The organism is Streptomyces sp. NBC_01635, assembly GCF_045209715.1.
GTDB lineage: Bacteria > Actinomycetota > Actinomycetes > Streptomycetales > Streptomycetaceae > Streptomyces > Streptomyces hirsutus.
The window spans coordinates 1-20,952 of record NZ_CP109278.1 but is presented as its reverse complement, the minus strand read 5'-3'; the positions used below and the strand labels follow the sequence as shown (position 1 = coordinate 20,952).

Sequence of the window (20,952 nt, the reverse complement as noted above, 5' to 3'; positions counted from 1 at the left end):
GCCTCCGGAGCCGTGTGCGCAGGTTCGAATCCTGCCGGGGGCACCCTGCATGAGGTGCCCAAAGACCCCGCCATCAGCGCTTTCGCTGAGGACGGGGTCTTCGCGTATGTGCAGGCGGATGCCGCCGGAAGCAGCCGTTTGCCAGTGATCACGTTGTAATAGCGTGTTGATCTTGGAAGGCTTCACCGCAGGTCAGAGGGAATGCCGCGGCTCCCTGAAAGCACCTCCGTGGACCATCTGTGGACAGGGCAAGCCCTCGAGACGATCGCCTTGGAGCTCCCAGAAGTCCAGAGGCTGACGCACACTTCGAGGGCTTACCACCCCTCGCCGTCAGTCGCGGTCCTTCTCAACCCGTTCGGCGCGGCTCAGCCTCTGCGCGATGTCCTGCAGGAAGTACGCGGCAGCGGCTGGACGATGTTTGAACGGGCCCTCCAAGCGTGCTGCGTTGATGTACACGCCGATCGGGGAGGAGGGCCTGTACAGCACCACTTCTTCAACCTCCCTCGACGGCAGCGGCGACGGAAGGTGTGCAACCTCATGCTTCGCGAGCCAGCGACTGATCTCCGCAGCTCGGCTTGCGCTGAGACGTCCCCACTCGGAGTCGTAAAGCTCTCGGAGCCATCCCATCGAAACAGCAGTGACTCCGTGGTCTGCGTCGATCTCGCTCAAAATGTCAGCACGCCGGTCCTGCATCTACCCCCCTGTTCTGTGCTGGAGAGATTTTGACACTCGGAGCCGCTACGTTGCGACGGGGGGAGCCAGTCCGGCTGTGACCTGCATAGTCGTCTTCCCGTGGAAGTACGCATGCAGGAGCCCCGGAGGCTTCCGGGGCTCCTGCTGAGGTCCTACTTACGGCCCTGACTTACATCGGCTCCTCACCGAGTCCCTTCAAGATCCGATCGTTCATCTCCTGTTCCTGACCATCGATGCACTTCGCGTAGATCTTCAAAAGAACGTCCACCGAGTGGCCCGCACGAGCAGCGACCTCCGGTGCTGGCACCCCAGAGTTGAGCCACTGGGAGACGCCCGCGTGACGGAGGTCGTACGGCCGGAACGCGAGGACCGAGGCCACCTGATCGGGGACGAGCGCCAGTTCCCGAGCCTGCTTCCAGGCGCGGGAGTACGACGACGCAGCGATCACGTTGCCCCGCTCGCTGGAGAACAGCCGACCGTCCTCCGCCGTGCCGAACCCGTCCAGGTGCTCACGGAGCAGCCTCACGAGCGGGGGCGGAATCGGCACGATGCGCACCTCACCGTGGGCCCGCTGCTTCAGGCCGCGCCGGTCGTGCGCCTCACCGGAGTCGGTCCACGCCTTCCCGGCCGTGGGGTGGGTCTCCGCCAGCTCGATACGGCCCCAGCCCTGTGCCGGAAGCGTGCAGTCGGAGCGGCGAAGGCCCAGCGCTTCACCCGGCCGCATGGCCGCGTAGTACAGGCACCCGAAGAAGGCCCGCAGCCTCCGGCCGCTGGCCCGTTCGTAGCCGCCCACGTAGGTGAGTGCGGTCAGCAGCTCCCGAGCCTGCCGCGGGTTGACCACCACCCGGCGATCAACCTCCTGCACCGCCCGCTTGCCCCGCTTGCGTCGGACGCGGCTCAGCGGGTTGGAGGTGAGGTGCTCCAGCTCCACCGCGAATTCCAGGGCGTTGAAGACGACGGCTCGCCGACGCCGGTAGGTCTGAGTGGCCGCGGGCTTGCCGTCCAGTCTCCGGCCCAACCCGTCGATCAGCTCGTGTACGCGGGTGATCTCTTGCAGCTCTCCCACGGGGAGGGACGCCCTTTCGATCCACCGTACGGCCGAGGCGAACTCCTCCGGCCGCTCCCGCTCCCTGCGTGGCACGGGCAGGACGTACGAGCGCAGCGCCCGCCGCAGCACCTCCGGAGCGGGCCGCCCCCGTCCCGGTTTGACCAGGACGGGAACGACTGTCGCCAAGGCGTCCGTCATGCTGTCCCGCTGCTTGGCGGACGCCTCAGCCCACCGGGCATCGACGTACTTGACCGCCAGGTCTAGGAAGGACAGCGCCGCCTTGCCACCCCGCAGGGTGTCGGGCAGTCCCGTCACGGTGTCGAACGGTTCGCCCTTGTCGAGCGCACGGACGAGCTTCGCGCGGAAGCGGTCGGCCAGTGCTTTGGTCTTGTGCGACTCGCTGAAGGGTTGGCCATCGACCACCCAGCGCACCAGGTAGGTCGGCTTCTTGGTGGTCTTGTTGACCGAGAGCTTCCACACGGAAGCCTTATAGGACTTCACGATGCCGCCCCCTCTGCCCGTTCCTCCAACCACTCGTCGAGCACGTCACGCCGGACCCGCAACTCACCGTTCGGAAGGCGGATGCAGGCAGGGGCGATGCGCAGTTCCCGCCAGCGGTAGAAGGTGCGCCGGGAGATGCCGCCCAGCTCGTCGAGCACCTGCCGCACGGTGAGCAGTTCGGCCGCCTTCGTACGGGCGTCACGTGCCATGGCGGGCACCGCCCTCCCGTACGGAGGCCGCCAGGAGCGCCGCTTCCAGTGAGTAGCCTCGCCCCGCGTAACGCCAGTGGCCGACCGTGACCGTCGAGTGTTCCGACAGGCCGAGGGCGTCCCGCTGCTGCTCCGCGCGATGGTCGGCACGGGCCTGCCGGAGGGCGGTCAGCGTGGTCGAGTAGCGACGCGACTTGGTGGAGAAGTGGCCGCCGTACCCGAGCATGTGGGCCCAGCGCCGCAGCCCGAGCGGGGCGAACTCCGGCAGGCCGCCGAGCCACCAACACGTACTGATCATGCGCAGCACGTGAGCGCGGACCGGCAGCATGACCATGTCCTGTGCGTGGTGGATCCGGCCGTCCACGGCGCCGGTGGTCTCCGCTCCCTTGGTGGCGTACTTGGCGATGTAGCCCGCCACGGCCGCCGCTGAGGCAGGCCGCTCCCCCGCTGTCCGTCCGGACGAGGTGACCGGCCGTACGTCGACCTGGGCACCGAAGTGCAGCACCCGCGGCCCGATGACCGCCGAGCCGGGGGCGGTCAGCCGCACCTTCCCGACCACGGCCCGCACCGAGTCGACGAGGAGCGGCACCGTGGCCCAGCCGGGCGGGTGCGAGTCGGGCCCGTCCGGGCCGTCGAGGCGGATCACGGCGTGGAAGTGGACCAGGCCCCGGCGCTGGTACTCGGCGACCTTCGCGTACGAGAGCCGGGCGACTTCCCCGAACTCCGTACGCGACAGCCCGGCCCGCCGGGCGACCTCCCGCCTCAGCTCCAGACCGAACCGGTGCCAGAGCCGACCGGCGAACGCATGCCAGAGGACGGCCCCCGCGTAGTCGTAGCAGCGCGGGCAGAGAGGTTCGCCGAGACGAGGGTCGTCCGCCGGGTGCCGCTCCCGGCATCCGGCCGGTGTCCCGTGCGGGCAGTGGTCACCTCCCCTCCGAGGCCGGCAGGGCGGCACGCGTCCTTCACGCTCGCGGCGAGTGTGGACCGGGCCGAAGCCGGGGGCGGTGAGCGTGGCGAACACCCGCGGGTGACCGCTCACCGCCTCAGGGACGCTCTTGCCTCCGACGAGTCCGGCCCGGACGAGTTGGTACGTGTCCGCCCGGTACAGCGCCGAGCAGGCCGGGCAGACCGTCGCACGCCGGTTGCCGCACGCCGTGAGCAGGCGACCGCCGTAGGCATCCGAGCCGTAAGAGAGCAGAGCAGCGCCGGTCGTCGTGTCGTAGACGGTTGCCGCGCCGACCAGGTGAATCGGGCTGGTGCAGCCCCCGAGACGGACGATGTTCCGGCGCCAGGCCGCGAACTCCGGCTCCGACGCTCTTGCGACGAGAGCGGAAACGCTCTGCGGAAGGGTTGTGGTCATCGGTGACCACCCCCGCCGCCGAACGCCTGCCCCATCACAGCCGAGATCCCCTCCGGCCGAGTCTTGGCGCTGAAGCGGAGCGTCGGGTCCGTGAGCCAGACGGCGGCCGCATGCGCGGGACACAGCCACTGCTCGGTTCCGTCGAGTTCGACGAGGACGATCTGTTCCCGTCCGGCACAGGTCGAGACCTGCGCGTCACGCTGCCTGAGGTCGCAGGCGAGCGATGGGGATTTGCGCGGATGATGCGCGGTGGACAAAGTGTGAGTGCTCCTTTCACTGCTCATGTGGCGGATGGAGTGGGTTCCTGACGGGGTCGGGTTTGGCGACTTCGCGCCCCGTCGGGAGCCCGTCGTACGGGCGATCACTGCCGCTCCTCGGGAGGAATCCCGACGACGCCGTACGAGATCGGTCCGAAGTCGCGGCGGGCGTCGAAGTAGCCCCGGCCGATGTCCTCCACCGGCACACCGAGCGGAGCGGCGACGAACTCCACGCCGTCGAGGCGAGCGGCGGAGTCGGAGGCGTCGACCAGGACGACGACGGACGCGTGACGCGGTACGGCGACGGCCGGGTTGGCGGTCAGGAAGTCGACCAGCTCCCGCAGACCGGCCAGGAAGGTGGCGCGGTCACCGGAGCGGATGACGTAGTTGGGCACAGGAAGTCCCCTTGTCGGGTCGGTGGTGGGGTGTTTCAGAAGCGGAGTTGGCCGAGGAAGCCGTTCACTCCGTCGAGGAAGGCCTGAACCACGGGCGCGGCCACGGTCCGGGCGAGCAGGAAGCCGAAGGTCCCGCAGAGCAGCGCGTCGGCCCACCTGAGGTACCGAATGCGCAGGAGGAACCAGATCACCAGGCCGAGCAGCAGGACGGCCGACATGGACACCAGCACGGCAGGCCCCTCTCACAGTTCGACATGCAGTTCGGACAGGACGGGAGTCAGGTGCGCGTACTCGGCGGCGACGGCTTCCGCCTCGGTTTCCGTGATCAGGTGGGACCGGGCGCGTTCCCAGCCGTCGCCGGAGGCGAGGACGGCCGTACCGGCCTGCTCCGGGGCGATGGCCTGCGCTGCCTTCAGCGCGTCGGGGTTGAGATCGCCGAGGGCCATCTCTGCCGTACCGGGGTCGGCCACACGATGGCAGACCCGACCGCCCAGTTGCGCCCGCAGAGCCGTGACACCGGGCCCGAGGTCGGAGCCGACACGCTGGCCGGCCACGACGAGGAACACCCCGAGTGCCGCACCGAGTTGGGCCAGCCGGATCAACGCCGTACCGGCCGCGTGCGCTTCGTCCTTCTCGTTCCGGCTCGCCACGAGGAAGAGTTCCGCGATCTCGTCGACGATCACGACGACGGGGACCGGGCGTTCCTTGTCGGACAGGCCCCAGATGTTCCGGACGCGGGCCGCCCGGCAGAGGGACATTCGGTCGAGAGTCAGGTCAACGAGGGCGGTCAGCAGCCTCACCGCTTGCTCTCGGTTCGTCGCGAGGGCGGACAACCGCGGTTCGTAGAGGGACAGTTCCATGCCGCCCTTGCAGTCGATGCCGACCAGGGCGACGGGCTGCGGGGCGAGTCCTGCCACGAGGGCATTGATCAGAGTCGACTTTCCCGAGCGCGTGGCCCCGACGATCAGCCAGTGAGGGACGCGCCGCAGGTCGACCACCCACGCAGCCCCGGTCTCCAGGGCGCCCACGGTCACCCGGAGCAGATGACCGGGCCCCCGCTGCTTCGGTACCTGCGGGTCGGCCAACGGGTCGACCGCCGAAGCGACGATCCGTACGACCCCCGGTTTCCAGGAGGTCACCCGCACCGCGTGCACCTGCCAGCTCTCCGCCATGGCCGGTGCGGCCTTGACAAAGTGCTCCGGCACTTGGCCCGGAAGCAGCCTCACGAGCAGTACGAAGCCTCCGGAGGTCGGACGTATGAGCCCACGGCGGGGCACCCGCGGTTGAGGCGGAGGCGCCCCTTTGCCGACGAGCCCGGACACCACGGTCAGCGCCGGCCGACGGCTCCCGGCGAGCCCGCAGCCCGCCATCAGGGGCCGCCAGGTCTGCACGACCCGGAAGGCCATGGCCGGGAAGCCGCATAACAGCCACCAGGCACCGTGATAGCGGCTGCGCAGGGCCGGGCCCGCCAGAAGCAGACCCGGCACCAGCACGGCGGCCACCACCAGAACCCAGCTCGGCCAAGTCGCGTCGGCCGAAGTAGCGGAGGCCAGTTCCATCACTGCCCGGCCCCCTTGGCCGCCGAGGTGGCGGGAGCGCTCAGGGGCCGGATCTCCGCCGCCCGGAACGCGATACCGTGCCGCCCGTCGTTCTCCCACGGCGTGGCGACCAGGTCCCGCACGGCCACGGGCATGCCGAGCTGCACACCGGCCGGCTCACCGGCCACGCTCACGTTCACAACGTCGGCCGACGTCCCCGCCATCAGGCAGAGACCGACCTGGTACACCGTCTTGCCGGTCTCACGGTCTACGCGAAGCTGTCCGGTCTCACGGTTGGCGACCCGCGGAGCCGGGGGCACGGCGCAGATGATCCCCGTGTACTTCGCGGTGTCGATCGGAAGGGTTGCCACTGTTCGGTTCTCCTCATCTTTGGCACCCGAAGGCCGACCCTTCGGGTTGCTAGACCACCCGTAGTACGGGTGACTCACGCAAGGTTGCCCACCCGTAGTACGGGTTGTCAACCGCCTAGTGATAAGAGAAGCTATGCGTCCACGTCCATGGACGTGGACAAGCCATCCACGAGGACGGCCAGCAGCAGAAGGTACGGCCACGGAGGGCCCGCATGCCGCCGAAGAACACGCAGCCGAAGTACCGGCAGATCGCCGACTACCTGCGCGAAGGCATCCTTGATGGCACCTTCCCCTCCGGCCAACCGCTCCCCTCCGAAGAGGCGTTGGCGAAACAGTTCGGCGTGACGCGCCCCACGGTCCGCCAGGGCTTGAGTGAGCTACGGGCATCCGGTCTCGTCGAGGCCATCATGGGCCGCGGAACCTTCGCCCGCTCCCCGCACAGCCGGCCCAGCCACACGCGCCCGCGGGGCGTACGTCGAGCATCTGACGGTCGGTACATCGAGGCCGACAGCATCCGCTGGACCGACGCCGAGCCACCGGTAGCCACCCGCACCGACGCCCCGCTTGCCCTCGCGGACCTACTCCGCATCCCGCCGGGCGAGCCCATGTTCACGTACGACGCGTTGCAGACGGCAGACCACGGCCACCTCCGCCAGCTCCACCGGACGTACATCCCGTTCTCGGTACTCATCGGCACCAAGTACGAGGAGGAGGCCCCACCGCCGGCCCCGGACCTCTACGCAGCGCTTGCCGATCTGGGCCACGAACTCCACTTCACGGAGTACATCCGCACCCGCATGCCCCTACCGGACCAGGGCCAGGCGCTGCGACTCGCCGACGGGGTCCCACTGCTTCACGTTATCCGCGTGACCCTCACCGAGGCAGACAAGCCTCTCGCCCTGGAGGAGTTCCACCTTCCAGGCGACGAGCTGGAGCTGTCGTTCAGGCTGTAGCAACCCCAGTTGGCTCAGACTTTCTCTACGTCATCAAGGCCCGCGCACGGCGCGGGCGCGCGCCGCCTCTGCGGCGCGGCCTGCCTCTGTCTTCGCCCCGGCTGGCCACGCCAGGCGGCGCGCTCGGCGGCTGCGGGCATGAAGTGGAAGACACCCTCTGTGGCTGGGGCGGTCGGCTCCACGGCTTTAGCCTCGAAGTTTCGTGACGGTCCGCCGACGGAGTCGGTGGACCGTTTTCGTGTCGTGGGCTGAGGCTGTGCAGGCCGAAGATCCGAGTGTCGCCTCGGGATGGCGCCGGGTTCCACTGCTCCGGGTGTTGAGGTGCTGTCGAAGGGACGGGGAATCCGCTGGTCAGCCGGGGTTGGGCAGTTGGGTGAGCCGGTCGAGGGCTGCGGTGATGTGACCGGTCCAGGGCCAGTGCCGGGCCAGGCGGAGGATTCGCCGACGGCCGGTGGTCACGAGCTGTCCGGCCGCGGTGAACAGGCGGAGCCGCAGGCGGCGGGGCTCCCAGAGCCTGGCCTTGCCGGTCAGGGCGAGCATCGGCATCCAGGCCAGCAGGTCGAGAGCGATCTGCACGATCTCCAGCCAGATCAGGTTCTGAGCCGTGCGGTGCAGAGGCAGGTTGCGCAGGCCGGTGGCCCGGGCGGCGCGGATGCGGTCCTCGGCCCGGGCCCGCAGCCGGTGACGGAGCTCGAGCTCGGCGATCGGCCGGCCGGGGGTGTTGGTCGCGAAACAGGTCAGCCGCATGCCGTCCGCATCCGTGAGCCGCAACTGGGCCCCGGGGTGCGGTCGTTCCTTCCTGACGATCAGCCGCATGCCTCTGGGCCAGCCGTGAAGGACGTCGCCGGTAAGTTCGGCGACCCAGGCGCCGTCGCGGATCTCGCCGCCGGTCTCGACGGCCGCCGTCCAGGCCGATGCCGGAACCCTCAGCACGTGCTGGTGGATCGCCTCGGTGATCACCATGCCGACCGAGTAGGACAGCCACCGTCCCCGCTGAGCGAGCCAGGCGACGAAGTCGTGGGTGCCGCCCGCGGAGTCGGTGCGGATCAGGGTCCGGCGCCCGCGCCGGTACTTCTTCGGCAGCTGGGCCAAGGCCAGTTGGGCGACGGTGATGTGGTCGACCGCCGTGTTCGATCCCGCGTTCCCCGGTCGCGGGAGGGCGGCGACCGGTTCACCCGTGCCGCCCGGTCCGTGGTCGACGAACCCCATCAGCGGGTGGTGGCCGTAGGTTCGCTTCCACGTGGGTGCGGCGTCCTCCTTGTCCGAGTGCGCGATCACCAGCACCCCGTCCAGGTCCACGGTCACCGTCCCGCCTGCATCAGGCGCTTCCCGGTCGGCCAACCGCCAGACATGTTGGCGGACTTCAGCCCGCGCGGCACGGATGGCCCGCAGGGCCTTCTCCCCGGCCGCGGCGAGGGTGTCGATGAGGCGGGAGACCGTCGGGTCGGAGGCCACCGGCCCGAACACGGCCGGCTCGGCCCGCAGCATGGCGACATCCGCGAGGCAGTCACCGCCCAGCGCGACCGCCAGGGCCACGTCCAGCAGGATCTTGCCCGGATCGTGCACCGCCCGAGCCTTCCGCCACGGCGTCAGCGCCGCTGATATCGCGGTGTCCAAGCCGGCCTTGCGGACGGTCTCGACCAGCAGCACGCCCCCGGCCTGCGAGACCACCGCCCGGCCGTCGCCCTCGATGCGGACACGGGGGTACGACCCGATACGCTTCTTCACCTGGAGAGTGCTTCTTTCCGTGCAGCCAACAGGACCCTAGACAAGTCCCATCGTTGCAGGTCAGGAGCACTCTCCGCTTATTTGATCAAGCCTCGGACACCCCACCTCGTGAAAGCGCGAGGTTAGAGGTCGTTCTCTTTCCGAACCTTGTGTGATGTCCTCGCTGGTCAGGTGTGAAGTAGCTGCTGCCGCGGGAGCCTTGGCTTGTTGCCGGGCGAGAGGTCGTGGGGGTGGCGGATGCCGTCGATGCGGGCGGTTCTGGAGGCACGGCAGAAGGCCGCAGCCGCGCAGGTGAAGCAGCTCGAAGCCGAGTTGGAACGGGTGCGGACGGCTCTGGCGGACGCGGAAGAGGTGCACCGGCGCCGGGTGATCGGCCTCGAGCAGTACTTGGAGGCGCTGGCCGAGGAGGATGCACCCGCCGACGTGGCCGACGAGGTGCCGCGGAGGAAGCCGGTCGGACCGCGCCGGGCGGTGCCGCACCGGCGACACGCGAGCGAGGTGACGGAGCTGTCGCCGGACTATCAGGCGTTGATGGCCGCCGCGGTCGATGCGGGAGCCGACGGGCTGGGTGCCCGGCGGGCCGCGGTGGTGCTGGGCTGGGACAGCGCGTCCGCCTCCCGGGTCGAAGGAGCGAGGGCACGGCTGAAGCGGCTGGTGGAACGGGGCTGGCTGGTCGAGGCGAAGCCGGGCAGGTTCATGCCGCCCGGCACCGGAACAGGACACCGGTGCCGGGCGGCCAGGCGGCGGCTCATGAGCATGGTCATCGACCACAGGATGACGGCTTCGCTGGTGTCGGTGCGCCGCTCGTAGTCCCGCACCAGGCGCCGGCTGCGCAGGAACCAGGCGAGCGATCGTTCCACGACCCAGCGGCGGGGCAGGACCTGGAAGCCGCGGGTGTCGTCGCTGCGGCGGACGATGTCGAGGACCACTCCGAGCTGTGCCGCACTCCAGTCAACGAGATGACCGGTGTAACCGCCGTCGGCCCATACGCGTGTCAGCCGCCCGAAGCGACCCTTGGCCGCCGGCAGCAGGATGCGGGCGGCGTCCCGGTCAGTGGTCGAGGCCGGGGTGACCAGCACGGCCAGCAGCAGACCGAGCGTGTCGGTGAGCAGGTGACGCTTGCGTCCGTTGATCTTCTTGCCGGCGTCGAAGCCCCGCGAGGTGAGGGCGACGGTGGCGTCCGCCTTCACCGACTGCGAGTCCACCACGCCTGCGCTCGGCTCCTGATCACGGCCTTCGGCCTCGCGGACGGCACCGCGCAGCCGGTCGTGCAGTTCGGCCACCAGACCGAGGTCCCGCCAGCGGGCGAAGAAGGCGTACACCCGCGGCCAGGGCGGGAAGTCCGACGGCATCGCCCGCCACTTGATGCCGTTGTCGACCAGGTAGCGGATCGCGTCGATCATCTGCCGGTGGCAGTAGCCCTCCGGCCGTCCGCCCCGGCCGGCCAGCCATCCCGGCACCGGCAGCAGATCCCGCACCAGAGCCCACTCGTCATCGCTCATGTCCGAGCCGTACCGGGGCCGGCGCCCCGGACGGTCGGCCGCGTTCCCGAACCTGTGGGCGAGACAGTCACACCCAGGAGTGGACGGACTGGACCCGGCAACCGTGACCACGCGACACTTCGACAACAGGGCCTCTTGCTCCTCGCTGGACTCGACATCCGCGAGCTACCAAGAGGCCCTTCCTTTATGCCTCCGCACCGGCCAACTCACCCGGACCAGGCCCCTGTTCGAACCCCACCGACCACCCGAGCGGATAGAGAACAGCCAGTTAGGCAGCCACTTTGGGGCGAGCCTCTAAGATCATGGCCCCAACGTCGTGCTTTAACGGGCAGGTCCACAGACTGCCCGACTCGCCGGAAGCTTACGGGGCCATGATCACTCGCCCCAAAGCAGCTCCAGCCCAAAGCCGCTCCACCGACTGCGCTGTACGGTGCAGCCATGCCTTAGCCGACATATGGACCAGATGCCGAAATTACTTCCTGCGAGGCTGCATGCTCCAACTAGACGGGGACTTGAATAGCGAATTAGACCTTCTTGTAGCTGTAGACCTTCCATCCCGTCTGGGCGTCTATATCAGTGAAACTCCAGGAAGATTCATGGTTAGGCGCACCCGAACATGAGTCATTGGGATAATAGCGCACCTGGACGGAGTCCCTGTTCTCTATTGACCGATATCGCCCTGAGTGGTAGCAGACACCCGCGACGAGCCCGGAAGTTAGCTTTGTTCCTGTGTAGTTCGCACCCGTCCACGTGCAGATCTTTGACGTGCAGGACGGGGCAGCGTATGCCGAGCTCGAAACGCTGGCAGTCAACATCGCCGCAATTGCAGTGACGAGCACGGTCGTCCCAATTCGCTTACTCATAATTCCCCTCGATCGACAGCAACTCCCCACACCCACGGGGAGGGCAAGTCATTGTTTGGTCACGGGATGTTAGCTCACAGAGTTGCGTCGAAGCATCCCCGCGATGCCTAAACGACGGTCCGGACTCAATCCATGAGACGGGAATTATGCCCCTATTGGGGCTTACGCGAGCATCGGACAGTGCGCGCTGCGTGTCATATCTGGCCACAGCTGCAAGTAATTGGCTGAGAACTATCGAGAGGTAGCGAGCACAGCGCCCGAGTGAATCGTCCATACCGAGCTCGCCCGGCGCCACGGACCAACTGGTGCCTGACATCGGCGGCTGACATCAACGATGCCGGACGGGTGCGCACACCAGCGTCTCCCTCCGGCCATCGCATCAGTCGACAACAGCAGCCGGAGCGGGCCCGGACCGAACTCCTAAAGCGAGTGTCGCCGCTCCCGCCGGCCCCGCCCACTGGGCCTCTGCGGAGTCTCTGGGCCGCGTCAGGCAGTGGCCCCGATGCAAGGAGCGGCCAAGGGAGGTCCGTCATCGTTGCCGAACGCCCGCCTGGCTACCTGTCCGACGCGACCTACAGCTCGACGCCTAGCATCGCCTGCGGCGTTGACTGCATCGGTGAGGGTCGTGCCAGTGCGTTCGGCGCGGGCCGCTGCGAACTCGCGATCAAGACTCCATCGAGCCTCAGTGGCAGCTCCCGCAACGCTGCTTGGGCCTTCAACGCTCAGGACTGCTTGAGCTCGAATCAGGTCAGACAAGGCGTCCCGGGCCATGCTCAAGCGATCTTGGTACTCGTCGTCGGGTATACCAAGCCGCCTGATCTCTTGGATGAGAGCGGCACTGCGGATGGCCGACTCTATGAACTGGATACAGGCGTTTTTTTGCGCCGCTCGGTTCTCAGTTGCCCGCTGCTCAGCATGAGCAAGCACCAAGACTTCTCGCTGTGCCCCTACTTGGTGGCGTACGCCCCGAAGCGTCAACCAGGAGGTCATCCCCGAGGCTGCAAGGGCTGTGACTGCTGCGATGCCCGCGGCAAGGAGTGAGTCGCTCACGAGAGGATCTCACCAAAGGAGAGCTCCCGGACGCAGGCATTCAGCAGACTGGCCCGTCGCGACGCTGGGCCCTCTCTGGGCCGTCCAAGGTCAGCCAACGCCAACCGACAACGACAGAAGCCCACGGCATCTGAGCTGGTTAGAGCCGTGGGCTTCTTCAGTCCCGCAGGTCAGCGGAAAGGATGATCAGTAGACCGGCAAGTCAGGTAGCACGCACGGGACGGCCGCCCCGTGCCAGACGCATGCCAGATACTGCGGGGAACCACGGGGAACAGCGGGAACCAGCTCAACGCACGAACAGGCGCCGACGCCGCTCCCGTACAGGTCAGCCCATCAACTGCCGGTAGATCACCTGAGCTTCCCAAGCTGATGGCACCGAAGGCCTCTGCATAGCTTGCTCTGGTCGACGGCACAAGCCGACAGCGTGGCTGAGGCCGGTGAGGGTGCAGCGAGGCACACGCGTGCCTGGTCGGTCGGCGCACCCGCCGTCGTGGCTGGCTGTCGTCGGCTGAGGCACAGGAGAACCTGTCTTCCACTCTGCGCTGGGGTGCCCGGTCACCCGCCCGCGGCCCGCGTTGCAGGGCTGGGCATCCTTGGCGGCATGACGAATTCCTACGACGGCCCGTACGTGAAGGTGCACTTCCGACTTGAGGTCGAAGACGACTGGCCCCCGGCATCGGTGGAGAGCCTGTGGGCCGCCGATCAGGGGGATGGCACCGTACGGCTCGACAACATCCCCTGGTTCGTTCGAGGCATCGCCTGCGGAGACGTCGTGGCTGTCGAGCCCGACGAGGAGGACGTGCCATGGGCCGGCGAGGTCGTTCGCCGTTCCGAGAACTGCACCATTCGCCTCATCGTGCTGCGTGAGGGCGGCACCGGAGCCGCACGGCAGAGCGTGATCAATGCGTTCCGGGAACTCGGCGTCGACGGCGAAGGGATTGAGCAGTTCCGCATGGTCGCCCTGGACGTACCGCCCACCGTTGATCTCGCCAAGGTGCAACGGCTGCTGAACCACGGCGTTGCCAAGGAGTGGTGGCACATGGAAGAAGGATGCATCACCGCAAAGTGGCGGGCCGCTTCCGCCAACTGACGCCGCCCAGATACTCCCCGCTGGGCCGTCCGAGGTTGCTCAACAGGGACCGACGACGACCAATGACGACCACTCAGCCGCACATGAGACCCGTCCTGAGCTGGGAAGACGCAGGTCACCAAGATCCCCGGCAAGACCCAGGGCAAGAAGACACCTGCGGGGGAGCGAGGAGCCTTGACCATATGAGTGACCGCAGGTCACGGCCGCCTCGATCAGTTGCGGCTGTCCAGCGACACAGCGTGTGCATCATGAGGCATGGGGATTGATCTGGAGCTGCACTCATCACGGCCGGCTCGCAACAACTGGCGCAAGTCCCGCGCGACACTCCTGCGGAGTTCCTACGGGCACGGCGACGCGCTGGCCGATGCGCTCGGCTCACTCCAGCTCCTTGGAGTACCGGGGAGGCTCACTGCCGTCGATCCGTACGGGGATACGTTGATGAACGAGCAGGAGGCCGCAGCCGCCCTCCGGGAGATCCACGGTCTGAGGCAGAGATGCGGCGATGAACGTCAACTCGCCGCACTGGACGACCTCGCAACGATGCTGGAAGAGTGCGCGGCCACTCCAGGAAGTTACTTGTGGTTCGCGGGCGACTGAAGCTCGTGCCACGTCCACTGTGTGAGTGTCTAACTGAGTGACAACGCTCACACACAACGGCGAACAAGCGCGGACGCCTGCGGACCATCAGCGCAGGTGAGAGGTGCACCAGTCCCAGGCAGAGCCCTCACCCAGGTTACTTCGGGACGAAGAGGTCGTGGGCTCAACCCCAGTCACGCGGCACGCTTCACCGATTAATTTGGAATCTCCTCGTTGCCACGGTTGCCTGGCGCACACGGCGTGTGAAATCTGAACTTCTGGCAACTTTGTCAATTCCCTGTGCACGATTTCCGCGAAGGGATGCTTTGTATTCCCTTTCCAGCACACTCATCATGCTTTCTAGGAGCTCATCGGAAAGGTGTTCAATCTTGACGTTCAACAGATCTCGCTGCGTCGGCCTACGCAGCCGGGTGAGCGTGAAGGAGGCCATGTACGCAAGGTGATACCGCCAATTCTCTGCTGTATCTCCGAGCAATGCCTTGTCTTCCATAAAGGAAGCCAAGAATTCGCCGATCCTTACATGCACATCGAGGACAATCGTGTATAGGTCGAGATCGTGGTCGGTAGAGAAGACCCGATAGTAGTGCGAATCGTCAAGCAGAAGGTTTTCGGAGAACCTCAGAGAGACGTGCGGTTCGCCCACCACGAGTGAAGTGAATTCTCTAGCGAGCCGCGACATACTCACAACTTGCTCTAGGGGAAACCCAAGATTCTTATAATAGTTCGCGCGACGCTCGTAATAGTAACCGTCGCGCTGCAGTGACTCCTCGATGTCTTTCTGGATCTGCTCCGTCGCTCGCAGGGCGCCCGGAGGCAATTGGGTCTGACTGTTGGTCGCCCTAATGATTCCATCCCTGGCTCGGCCAGAGGTCGGAGGCACCATGATACGAACCAGAATAGAACGGCTGTGGTGCTGCCCGACGCCTTGGAAGTAGTTATAGATCTCATGACTCGTCTGAAGGCCATTTACAATCTGCGGGTCCTTCATGACGATCTTCTTCCCAGCGATCCTCACCTCCTCGGCAACGATGGTGACGCCGTTATTAAACCACCAGAAGTCGTCCTTGTAATTAGAACTGAGCGTCTCCCCGATCGCAGTATTAACGGCCGTTCGGCCCGCATAGTCCCTGACATTAGATTCGAACAGTTCTAGCCTTAGCGCCCCATTCGGGGAAGTGATGAACTTGTGATATTCATCCAAACGGGCCAGGCATACATAGCCTTCGCCCAGAGAAGTGCTCATTGGAGTGTCTATGAAGACGAGCTCAGACACAACCGTGGCACCCCGAGCCGAAAGCTCCCGAAGCTCAGCGGCTCCCAGGTACTCAACTCGACACTTAGTCCCTGAAGCAATCTTCGCCAGATCGCGCTCTAGTCTGTTTCCTTTTGCCCGCACATTGGGATGTGGGGGTTCGGCCGAACGGCTGGCATAGACGACACGGACGAAAACATCAGGGAAAGACGAGGCGAGCGCTTCGAGGATGTGCAGGAAACGCCCGGTACGATCGAGAAGTTTTGCGTTAGTCGAATCCGCAAGCTCGCTAACATCGCGATCCATATCAAGCAGGATCGGCAAGTGATAGTGCAGCTTTTCAAACGCTGTCTCTTGAAAGCCTGTTGAGGTCTTAGCCTGCAAGATGACGAGCTCAATTTTCCCGGCACGCAGATTTTTGTGGCGATCTACGTCAGCGGAAACGTACCGGTCATCAACGAGGACCCAAATACCGTCAACGCCACAGTCGTGTGACCCGTCAACGATTCCATCGCGAATCTCATCGATATCGAGATCTAAGTCCTGAAGCGCCGTACTTGCTGTGAAATAGTTAAAAAAGTCATCCAGCTTCTGGTTGGGGGCAAGGCGACTCCGCTGGTCCTCCAAGATGCGATCCAGCAAGCGTTGATCATTACTCTTGGAAGCCACTCTTCCCCCCCGTGCCACTTCGCTAGAGGCCAACTAGTGTTGCGGAGTATCCGCTTGCGCGGCAAGGGGCTTGCGGCAGATGTCATCCCGTCTGGGTGGGGACCTCGGCACCAGGTACCATCCCCCTGAGGGCAAGCGTCCTCCCAGAGCCACAGCACGGCAGTCCCGCACCATAACCGCACCAGATCGGGCGGGGAACAGCGGGGAATCACGGTGAAAGCAGCCGAGCTCAACTTGGCCACGACGCGCACATGCGCCCAGGTCAGCGCGCCGGAAGACCCCAGATGGATGCAGCTTCCCAAGCTGATGTCCTGCTGTGCGGATCTGATACGGGCCCCGCATCCATCCTCGAAACAGGGTTGGTCTGCCGTTCGTCCGGGCTGCGGCGCTGGGGCGCCGGTCCCGGCCGAGCGGCAGACCGCCGACGAGGGGCATGCCATCCAGCAGAAGGCCCCGCACGTCGTCCGCCGGGGAACGGCAACGCACGGGGCCAGGCCGACCAGCCACGGGAGCATGCTCGTACCGCAGCCGGACGGAGTTTCTCGGATCGAAGCGGTCAGGCAGCCGGAGAATTGTGGCGAGCACTCCCCACCTCATGCGTCAACGTCTCGGCATCCATCGGCATCTCCGCCGAGAGGCCCGACACGATCAGTTCCGCCAGCAGCAGGGCCGCTTCGGGCCGCACGGTGCCCAGGCATACCAGGCCATCGCCCGAGACGTTCACATCGGCCGTGAGGCCGGGGAAGTCCGGCTCCAGGCCCAAGGAGGCCAGTTGTGTGGCCAAGGCGCCGGCTCCGCGGCGTGCCTGCGCCCAGCCGCGGACGTAGGGGATGCCGGGCATCAGGTTCTCGGCGCGCTTGGCGACGACTCCTCGTCGGTCGGTCATAACGTCAGTCCTCTCCTGCTCGGTATTCGGCGGCTCCTTCGCTGTTCTCCTCGAGACGCCGCAGTCCCGCAGCAAGCGCCAGCCGCAGCAGTTCCGCCAGGCGTTCCGCGGTGGCCGGCGAGACGCGGCCCAGTTCGACCAGGCCATGGCCGAATGCGTTCAGGTCGGCCCGTAGGTAGGGGAAGTCCTTCTCCAGACCAGCACGAACCAGAGCGTCCCGGAGGGCGGTAGTGGCGTTGCGCGCGGCGTACCAGTCGTCGCTCTCCAGGGGCGACCACGTGGCCGCGTCGCGCCGGTGGGTGGTGTCATCCCGCATCGATCGGAGTCCCTCCGAAAAAGGGAGCCGCAAGGGCAGCCGCAGACGGGTAGCGCTCGCTGTACCGGTCCACCCGAGCGAGCAGTTCGGTGGAGGCAACCAGCAGGGTGGCCAGAGCGACCGGGCGCAGCGGGTTGGCGATGGGACGCCGGGCCGGCGCCCGGAGCCACTGGTAGCGGTCACCGCTCAAGGGCATGGGTCCCGGAACGACTACCACCGACCCGCGGTTCAGGTAGCGGAACGTGGGGGGAGTCCCCTCTTCCTGGGCGAGGTAGTGAGCGAAGGATTCCTGACTCCGCGAGCCGAGGAAGAAGCCCACTCGTTGGGCCTTGTGGTCCAGTGCCACCGGGCCGAAGGGCAACCCTTGGCGCAGGAGTTGATCGAAGGTCTCCATTCCGAGCCGCTGTTCAACCGTCACCACGTCGAAGAAGCGGCCGGCCGGCAGGGCGTACGGTGCGCGGGGGTCGTCCGCCCAGACCGCCCGGCATGCGGCCGGGTCGTCCGCCGCTGCGGAAAGCCATTCAATGCCCCTCGTGGTCATCCTCTGCACGGCATCTCACCTCGGTCAGACTCGGTCGCGGCCTCGATGCCGCCCTGCGTCCAGACTCAAGGTCAGCCCCCTGGCCTGGGCAGATGACGAGAGGTGACGGGGGATGACGCGTCACGCCCGTGCGTGTCATCCCCCGTCATGAGTCAACCGCTCCCGATATCCGGTTACTTGCAGCGGTCGGCGGTGAACCGCGCGTACATTCGGAGGTGGGGCGCGGAGTCATGGGCCCCAGTGGTCGCACCAGTGCACGCGCGGGGAGGGAAGGGCCACGTCTTCCATGCAACCGACTGGCGTTCGTTTACGGAAGGTTCGGACGGACCGGGGGTGGAGTCAGCCGCGGTTGGTGCGCGAACTGCGTCAGGTCGCGGCTCGGCGCGGGCACCAGCTCCCGGCAGACGCCAGCGTGAAACGGCGTATCGCCAGTTGGGAGAACGGACACAGCGTTCCGGACGACTTCTACGGTCCGCTCCTCTGCGAGGTGTTCGGGCTGAGTGCCGTAGAACTCGGGCTGAACCACGAGAGCGGGCGGGATGCATCGCTCATGGATGTCAGTTATCCGGCGAGTCCTGATGATGCGATCGAAGCAGTCGGTCGGCTGTGGCGTGCCGATCTCAACCGGTACGAACCCCTTCTGCAGGCCGAGCCGTCCGAGCCCGCCTGGAACGAAGCGTCTCTCCGGTGGCTGGTGGCGCCCGAGCCGACGATTCCACGACAGCGCCAGGCTGGTACGCGCGTCGGTCTCGGGGACGTGGCCGCCATCAAGACCACCGCGGACATGTTCGCCGAACTGGACGACCGTTTCGGCGGCGACCATGCGAGGCATGCGGCCATCCAGTACCTCAGCACCGAAGTGACTCCGCTCCTGCACGGGAAGTACACCGAACAGGTCGGCCGCGCCCTGTTCTCCACAGTGGCGGAAGCGACGCTCCTCGCCGGTTGGATGTCGTACGACGCCTGCCGCCACGGCTTGGCGCAGCGGTACTTCCTCCAGGCTCTGCGGCTGGCCCAGGACGCCAACGACCGCCGGCTCGCAGGAAGCATCCTGTCGGCCATGAGCCACCAGGCGACGTTCCTCGGTCGCTACACGCAGGCCGCCACGCTCGCCCGCGCCGCACTCATGGGGATCTCTCCCGTGGCCACGCCGACGCTACGCGCCCAGTTCCACGCCATGGAAGCCCGCGCTCTTGCCCGGACCGGCGACGTCCGGGCCTGCGAGGCCGCCTTGACCGCGGCCACGAAAGCACTGGAGAGCCGGAACACGGACGACGAGCCGGAGTGGATCAGCTACTTCGACGAAGCGGAGCTGGCCGCCGAGGCCGCCCACTGCTTCCGCGACGTCAACAGTGCCCGCCGGGCCGTCGCCCACGCCGAGAACGCCATGAGCGGCAGCCATGTGCGGAGCGACTTCTTCGCGACCATGGTCCTCGCCGACGCCCACCTACGAGCCGGGGACGTCGAAGAGGCGTGCCGCGTGGCCCTCGATGCGCTTGACCTGGGGGAACAGCTCAAGTCGGCCCGGTGCGTCAGCTATCTCGCCGAGTTCGGGCAGAACCTCTCCCGGGTGGGAAACACCGCCACCCAGGACTTCCGCGAGCGAGCGGCGGAGCACCGGCTGTGGCAGGCAGCGGACAGAGTGTCCAGCGTCTGAAGAAGCGCTGGACAGCGGGCAGGCAGTCACCCAGACGCAGGGCTACGCCTTGCACGTCTGGCAGTGCTTGAGCCCTTGTGCTTCCGCGTCCTCCCGGGACATCTGCTCAATCCCTCCGAATGTCTCCGGCTTGCCGTTCAGAGCAGGGCAGGAAGTGTCGGTGTGGTACCTGCTGCGATAGATACCGATCCGTACGTGCACTTCGTTCATGGAAGAGCCGTTCTGCTCGCGTGAGTTCATGTCACCGTCGATGCGGTCGACTTCGTCAACGAGCGTGAGCGTCCATGGCAACGACCCTCAGAAGGGCCGCCAGTCCTTCCGGCTTCCGCCCGTCCGCAGAGCGCGCAAACGCCGGCCGAACTCATCCGCGGAGCGCTCACTGGTAGCGACCTGGTGGCCGAGCCAGGCCACCATCATCAGCTCCCGCAGGTCGGCCAAGGTCTCGTATCCGGGCCAGTTCATCAGGTCGAAGCCGTAGCGGTGGACAAATTCCGCGTACTCCGTCTTCGAGTGCCAGCCGTAGCGGTCGTAGTAGAGCGCCGTCAGGATCAGGTCCCACTCGCGTGGGGCGAGGGCGAAGCCGTCCAGGTCGATGACGACCGCGTGGCCGTCCCGGTGGCGAAGGACGTTCCCGATGTTGGCGTCTCCGTGGATCATCCCGAAGGGGAGGACGAAGTCCAGCCGGTCGTAATCCTTGGCAAGCCCGGCCGCCCGAGCCTCCAGGAACTCCCGGTCCTCCCCCGCGATGGTGTCCAGTCCTTCGAGGGACGCCGTCAGCTTGGCGAGCGGATCGAAATACGGCAGGCCGAGCGACTCCGGCTCTTCGAGCCAGTGGAGGCGGCGCAGCAGGTCGGCCAGTTCGCCAACGGTGGCGTACTCCTCGTTCTCCTGGACGCTCTCCCAGAAGGTCACCACCAGGCCGCCGACGACGAGCGGCTGAGCAACCCGCGCCGGCACGCGCGTGGCCGGGAAGTGCTCCGTCTCCAGCCACCGCGCCACCTTCACCACCCGGTCCATCTCCGTGCGAACCGACGGATCACGTGCGATACGCACGATGACGGGTGACGACGGCAGGCGGTACACCGCGTTCGACCCCAGGCGCAGCAACTCGGCTCCGCTGGAGTTGAGTCCGGCCGATGAGCAGGCTTCCCGAAGGACAGGTGCCAGAGCCTCCGCAGTGAACTCCGCGCCGTTGCCGCCCACGCCCCCGCCGCTGCCCGAGATCATGCTTCGACGATACGGCCCGGACCCACCGCCCGACAGGCCACCCGCGCAATAGGGACGTGATGATCTTGCTCAGGCTTCAGCCACAAGGGGTCTCCGCAGCAGGTCAGGGCGCCAATCGCCTCTCGCTCTCACCTGGCCTCCGGAGCCGTGTGCGCAGGTTCGAATCCTGCCGGGGGCACCTTGCATGAGGTGCCCAAAGACCCCGTCACCAGCGGAAACGCTGAGGCCGGGGTCTTCGCGTATGTGCAG

20 protein-coding genes and 1 pseudogene are annotated in these 20,952 nt (G+C 66.7%); 4 read left to right on the top strand and 17 right to left on the bottom strand.

The window, feature by feature from the left end; genetic code table 11:
* Window positions 1-330 precede the first annotated feature (330 nt).
* From OHB56_RS41055 to OHB56_RS41015, 9 genes are all read right to left on the bottom strand, one after another.
* Window positions 331-693: a hypothetical protein gene (locus tag OHB56_RS41055; protein WP_332011159.1), complete on the bottom strand. Its 363-nt coding sequence runs from the start codon at window positions 691-693 to the stop codon at window positions 331-333.
* Between the two features lie 169 nt (window positions 694-862).
* On the bottom strand, window positions 863-2,242 hold the full coding sequence (locus OHB56_RS41050; RefSeq protein ID WP_332011156.1) for a site-specific integrase: 1,380 nt from the start codon (window positions 2,240-2,242) through the stop codon (window positions 863-865).
* On the bottom strand, window positions 2,239-2,451 hold the full coding sequence (locus tag OHB56_RS41045) for a helix-turn-helix domain-containing protein (RefSeq protein ID WP_332011153.1): 213 nt from the start codon (window positions 2,449-2,451) through the stop codon (window positions 2,239-2,241). Before OHB56_RS41045 ends, OHB56_RS41050 begins: the two co-directional genes overlap by 4 nt.
* Window positions 2,441-3,811 carry a replication initiator gene (locus tag OHB56_RS41040; RefSeq protein ID WP_332011150.1) on the bottom strand — a complete coding sequence of 457 codons (1,371 nt, stop codon included), beginning with the start codon at window positions 3,809-3,811 and terminating at the stop codon, window positions 2,441-2,443. Before OHB56_RS41040 ends, OHB56_RS41045 begins: the two co-directional genes overlap by 11 nt.
* Window positions 3,808-4,068, bottom strand: a complete 261-nt coding sequence (locus OHB56_RS41035) for a hypothetical protein (RefSeq protein WP_216719163.1) — start codon at window positions 4,066-4,068, stop codon at window positions 3,808-3,810. Before OHB56_RS41035 ends, OHB56_RS41040 begins: the two co-directional genes overlap by 4 nt.
* Window positions 4,069-4,172: 104 nt before the next feature.
* Window positions 4,173-4,463 carry a hypothetical protein gene (locus OHB56_RS41030; RefSeq protein ID WP_332011144.1) on the bottom strand — a complete coding sequence of 97 codons (291 nt, stop codon included), beginning with the start codon at window positions 4,461-4,463 and terminating at the stop codon, window positions 4,173-4,175.
* A 35-nt stretch (window positions 4,464-4,498) separates the two neighbouring features.
* The gene (locus OHB56_RS41025) at window positions 4,499-4,693 is read right to left on the bottom strand and encodes a hypothetical protein (RefSeq protein ID WP_332011141.1); all 195 of its coding nucleotides are present in this window, start codon (window positions 4,691-4,693) and stop codon (window positions 4,499-4,501) included.
* 12 nt (window positions 4,694-4,705) lie between these two features.
* Complete coding sequence (locus tag OHB56_RS41020) at window positions 4,706-6,022, bottom strand: FtsK/SpoIIIE domain-containing protein (protein WP_332011138.1); 1,317 nt, start codon at window positions 6,020-6,022, stop codon at window positions 4,706-4,708.
* A complete protein-coding gene (locus OHB56_RS41015; protein WP_332011135.1) occupies window positions 6,022-6,372 on the bottom strand; it encodes a hypothetical protein in 351 nt (116 codons plus the stop codon). Before OHB56_RS41015 ends, OHB56_RS41020 begins: the two co-directional genes overlap by 1 nt.
* A 212-nt stretch (window positions 6,373-6,584) precedes the next feature.
* Here OHB56_RS41015 and OHB56_RS41010 point away from each other — a divergent pair, with 212 nt between their 5' ends.
* Window positions 6,585-7,325, top strand: coding sequence for a GntR family transcriptional regulator (locus tag OHB56_RS41010; RefSeq protein ID WP_332011132.1), 741 nt, complete (start codon window positions 6,585-6,587; stop codon window positions 7,323-7,325).
* Between the two features lie 351 nt (window positions 7,326-7,676).
* Here the strand turns inward: OHB56_RS41010 and OHB56_RS41005 are convergent, their stop codons facing one another.
* From OHB56_RS41005 to OHB56_RS40995, 3 genes and pseudogenes are all read right to left on the bottom strand, one after another.
* On the bottom strand, window positions 7,677-9,053 hold the full coding sequence (locus OHB56_RS41005; protein ID WP_332011129.1) for an IS1380 family transposase: 1,377 nt from the start codon (window positions 9,051-9,053) through the stop codon (window positions 7,677-7,679).
* Between the two features lie 734 nt (window positions 9,054-9,787).
* Window positions 9,788-10,555 (bottom strand): annotated as a pseudogene (locus OHB56_RS41000) (IS5 family transposase); the annotation flags it as partial.
* A gap of 524 nt (window positions 10,556-11,079) precedes the next feature.
* Entirely contained in the window at window positions 11,080-11,370 is a 291-nt protein-coding gene (locus OHB56_RS40995; RefSeq protein ID WP_406359233.1) for a peptidase inhibitor family I36 protein, read from the bottom strand.
* A gap of 1,699 nt (window positions 11,371-13,069) precedes the next feature.
* Between OHB56_RS40995 and OHB56_RS40990 the strand changes: the two genes are divergently transcribed.
* Window positions 13,070-13,558, top strand: a complete 489-nt coding sequence (locus OHB56_RS40990; RefSeq protein ID WP_332011126.1) for a DUF4265 domain-containing protein — start codon at window positions 13,070-13,072, stop codon at window positions 13,556-13,558.
* Window positions 13,559-13,813: 255 nt separating this feature from the next.
* Window positions 13,814-14,155: a hypothetical protein gene (locus OHB56_RS40985; RefSeq protein ID WP_332011123.1), complete on the top strand. Its 342-nt coding sequence runs from the start codon at window positions 13,814-13,816 to the stop codon at window positions 14,153-14,155.
* A 187-nt stretch (window positions 14,156-14,342) separates the two neighbouring features.
* On the opposite strand, the gene OHB56_RS40980 is transcribed toward OHB56_RS40985, so the two are convergent.
* The 4 genes from OHB56_RS40980 to OHB56_RS40965 form a co-directional block, all read right to left on the bottom strand.
* Entirely contained in the window at window positions 14,343-16,049 is a 1,707-nt protein-coding gene (locus OHB56_RS40980) for an AIPR family protein (protein WP_406356457.1), read from the bottom strand.
* Between the two features lie 583 nt (window positions 16,050-16,632).
* Entirely contained in the window at window positions 16,633-16,962 is a 330-nt protein-coding gene (locus tag OHB56_RS40975; protein ID WP_332011117.1) for a hypothetical protein, read from the bottom strand.
* A 4-nt stretch (window positions 16,963-16,966) separates the two neighbouring features.
* The gene (locus tag OHB56_RS40970; RefSeq protein WP_332011114.1) at window positions 16,967-17,278 is read right to left on the bottom strand and encodes a hypothetical protein; all 312 of its coding nucleotides are present in this window, start codon (window positions 17,276-17,278) and stop codon (window positions 16,967-16,969) included.
* Window positions 17,268-17,819 carry a bifunctional DNA primase/polymerase gene (locus tag OHB56_RS40965; protein WP_332011111.1) on the bottom strand — a complete coding sequence of 184 codons (552 nt, stop codon included), beginning with the start codon at window positions 17,817-17,819 and terminating at the stop codon, window positions 17,268-17,270. The genes OHB56_RS40970 and OHB56_RS40965 overlap by 11 nt, the downstream gene beginning before the upstream one ends.
* A gap of 412 nt (window positions 17,820-18,231) precedes the next feature.
* On the opposite strand from OHB56_RS40965, the gene OHB56_RS40960 reads away from it, so the two are divergent.
* Window positions 18,232-19,476 carry a hypothetical protein gene (locus OHB56_RS40960; protein ID WP_332011162.1) on the top strand — a complete coding sequence of 415 codons (1,245 nt, stop codon included), beginning with the start codon at window positions 18,232-18,234 and terminating at the stop codon, window positions 19,474-19,476.
* Window positions 19,477-19,773: 297 nt separating this feature from the next.
* Here OHB56_RS40960 and OHB56_RS40955 read toward each other — a convergent pair whose 3' ends face one another.
* Window positions 19,774-20,703, bottom strand: a complete 930-nt coding sequence (locus OHB56_RS40955; protein ID WP_332011105.1) for an aminoglycoside phosphotransferase family protein — start codon at window positions 20,701-20,703, stop codon at window positions 19,774-19,776.
* Between the last annotated feature and the right edge of the window lie 249 nt (window positions 20,704-20,952).